We start from the raw sequence: 3,032 nt of genomic DNA, 5'->3' as shown, positions 1-3,032 counted from the left end.
CACCACCGGCGGCTGGACCACCCGAAAACAACCCGACGGCACCACCAAATGGATCCCCCCACCACACCTACCCATCACCGCCGCCACCAACACCTACCACCACCCCGAACGACAACTCGGCGAATGAGCCTGAGCTAAAGCGGTGCGGCCCCACGCAGATGCTCGAAGATCATCGAGGTCTGAGTACCTTCCACGTCGGCGTCGGAGTTGAGGTTGTCCACCACGAACGAACGCAGGTCGTCAGTGTCGCGGGCGGCCACATGGATGATGAAGTCATCCGCGCCGGCCAGAAAGTAGACGTCGATCACCTGGGGTCGGCTGCGGATCTGCTCGACGAAGGTACGGATCTTGCCGCGGGCGCCCGCCTGCAGGCTGACCGAGATCATCGCCTGCAACGGAAGTCCGATCGCGGCAGGGTCGATATCCGCGTGAAAGCCGCGAATGACGCCGACGTCCTGGAGGCGTCGGACACGGCCATGACAGGTGGACGGCGCGATCCCGACCGCCTCGGCCAGCGCACTATTGGGCATCCGCGCGTCGGTGTGCAGCAACGCGAGGATGCGACGGTCCACATCGTCGAGATCAGCAGCCCGAATATCCTTCGGTTTTTCAGCACGCCGACCGATCGACTTCGTTATTTGTTCGGCCATTGTTCGACAATAACGAATTTTTGCCGGTGTTATTGCCACTGCATCGACACTTCTTCACAATTGACCTCAAGCATTCCCCCGAGCTAGGAGCACCTGTGCGCGTCGGCATCCCCACCGAGATCAAGAACAACGAGTACCGCGTCGCCATCACCCCCGCAGGCGTGGCCGAACTGGTGCACCGTGGCCATGAGGTGCTGGTGCAATCCGGCGCCGGCGAGGGATCGGCCATCCACGATCCCGACTTCGCCGCGGCAGGAGCGACGATCGTCGCGACCGCCGATCAGGTCTGGGCCGAGGCGGATCTGCTGTTGAAGGTCAAGGAACCGATCGAGCCCGAATACAGCCGCATGCGCAGGGGTCAGGTGCTGTTCACCTACCTGCATCTGGCCGCGTCTCGGCCGTGCACCGACGCCCTGCTGGCATCGGGCACCACCTCGATCGCCTATGAGACCGTCCAGACCGCCGATGGCGCGCTACCCCTGCTGGCTCCGATGAGCGAGGTCGCCGGACGACTCTCGGCACACGTCGGCGCCTACCACCTGATGCGCACCCAGGGCGGCCGCGGCGTGCTGATGGGTGGCGTACCCGGTGTCGCGCCGGCCACCGTCGTGGTGATCGGCGGCGGTATGGCCGGCGATAACGCCGCCGCCGTCGCATGGGGTATGGGCGCACATGTCACCGTCTTCGACCTGAATGTCAACACGCTGCGCAAGATCGACGCCGAGTACGGCGGCGCCATCGAGACCCGCTACTCGGCCCGGCTGGACCTGGAGAACGCGGTCAAACAGGCGGATCTGGTCATCGGCGCCGTCCTGGTGCCCGGCGCGAAGGCACCCAAGCTGGTCACCAACGCCACTGTCGCGCAGATGAAGCCGGGTGCAGTCCTGGTGGACATCGCCATCGACCAGGGTGGCTGTTTCGAGGACTCCAAGCCCACCACGCACGACAGCCCGACGTTCAAGGTCCATGATGCGGTGTTCTACTGCGTCGCCAATATGCCCGGCGCGGTTCCGCGCACGTCGACCTTCGCGCTCACCAATGCGACCATGCCCTATGTGCTCAAGCTCGCGGACAAGGGCTGGCAGGGTGCCTGCTTCTCCGACCCGGCGCTGGCCAAGGGTCTGTCAACGCATGAGGGCAAGCTGCTCAGTGCCGAGGTCGCCCGCGACCTCGATCTGCACTACACCGATCCGGTCGGTCTGCTGGCCTAGCCGTACTGCCCGATAGTCCGGGTCAGCCCACCAGTCCGCGAAGTGGCTGCGGCAGTGCGCCTTTGGACCGGTACGGGCCCAGAATGGCGGCGCCGAAGGTACCACGCAGAACCTTGCGGGCCACAGCATTGACGTCTTCGAGAGTGACCTCTTCAATGCTGCGGAGACTGTCGGAGATGCTGCGGTACTCGCCGTAGTTCAGTTCACTGCGGCCGATCCGGTTCATCCGCGACGACGAATCCTCCAGGCCGAGAACCAGTCCACCCCGCAGCGAACCTTTGGCGATCCGGCACTCGTCTTCGGTGATGCCGTCGCGTGCGACGGTCTCCAGGACATCGCGAGTCAACCGAACCACCTCGTCAAAACGCTCCGGCAGACATCCGGCGTACACCGAGAACGCACCACTGTCGGAGAAGGCGTCGATGGCCGAGTAGACCGAGTACGCCAGACCGCGCGTTTCCCGAATCTCTTGGAAGAGGCGCGAACTCAAGCCACCACCGAGGGCCATGTTGAGCACCGACAGCGCCCACCGTTGCGGCCAGTGCCGGCCGGGAATGCGAACACCCAGGCTCATATGGGTCTGCTCGGAATCCCGGTCGATCAGCATCAGTCCGGGCTGCCCGACCGCCCTGCCGATGCCCTTGCGCGGTGGCAGCGGCCGTTGGCCCTTGGTCAGTCGTCCGGCGAAATACTCCCGGGCCAGCGCCACCACCTGATCGTGGTCGACATTGCCGGCTACGGCCAGCACCATCCGCTCCGGGGTGTAGCGACGAACATGGAAGGAGTGCAGTTGATTTCGTGTCATCGACGACACCGACTCGACACTGCCGATGACCGGCCGACCGATCGGAGGGTCGCCGAACATCGCTGAGATGAAGACGTCTCCGAGGGTGTCTTCGGGGTCATCGTCGCGCATCGCGATCTCTTCGAGCACGACGTCGCGCTCGAGTTCCACGTCACCTGATGCACAGACTCCGTTGAGCACGACGTCAGACACCAGATCGACGGCCAACTCCAGGTCCTCATCGAGGACATGGGCGTAGTAACAGGTGTACTCGCGGGCGGTGAAGGCATTGAGCTCACCGCCGACCGCGTCCACCGCCTGCGCTATCTCCACCGAGGTGCGGGTCGGCGTCGATTTGAACAGCAGATGTTCCAGGAAGTGCGCCGC

3 protein-coding genes are annotated in these 3,032 nt (G+C 64.4%); 1 reads left to right on the top strand and 2 read right to left on the bottom strand.

All coding sequences use genetic code 11. The features are described from left to right. Positions 1 to 134 precede the first annotated feature (134 nt). A complete protein-coding gene (gene aldR / locus ACR2JI_RS13590) occupies positions 135 to 650 on the bottom strand; it encodes an HTH-type transcriptional regulator AldR (protein WP_526390783.1) in 516 nt (171 codons plus the stop codon). A gap of 95 nt (positions 651 to 745) precedes the next feature. On the opposite strand from aldR, the gene ald reads away from it, so the two are divergent. Further along, on the top strand, positions 746 to 1,861 hold the full coding sequence (gene ald, locus ACR2JI_RS13585) for an alanine dehydrogenase (protein ID WP_526390781.1): 1,116 nt from the start codon (positions 746 to 748) through the stop codon (positions 1,859 to 1,861). 22 nt (positions 1,862 to 1,883) lie between these two features. Here the strand turns inward: ald and ACR2JI_RS13580 are convergent. Further along, positions 1,884 to 3,032, bottom strand: a 1,149-nt coding sequence (locus tag ACR2JI_RS13580) for a M16 family metallopeptidase (RefSeq protein WP_526390779.1), incomplete at its 5' end; no start/stop codon positions are given.

Source organism: Mycobacterium sp. (assembly GCF_051006775.1).
Taxonomy (GTDB): Bacteria; Actinomycetota; Actinomycetes; order Mycobacteriales; family Mycobacteriaceae; genus Mycobacterium.
Note: the sequence above shows the minus strand (reverse complement) of the source record. Positions and strands in the feature narration are given on the sequence as shown.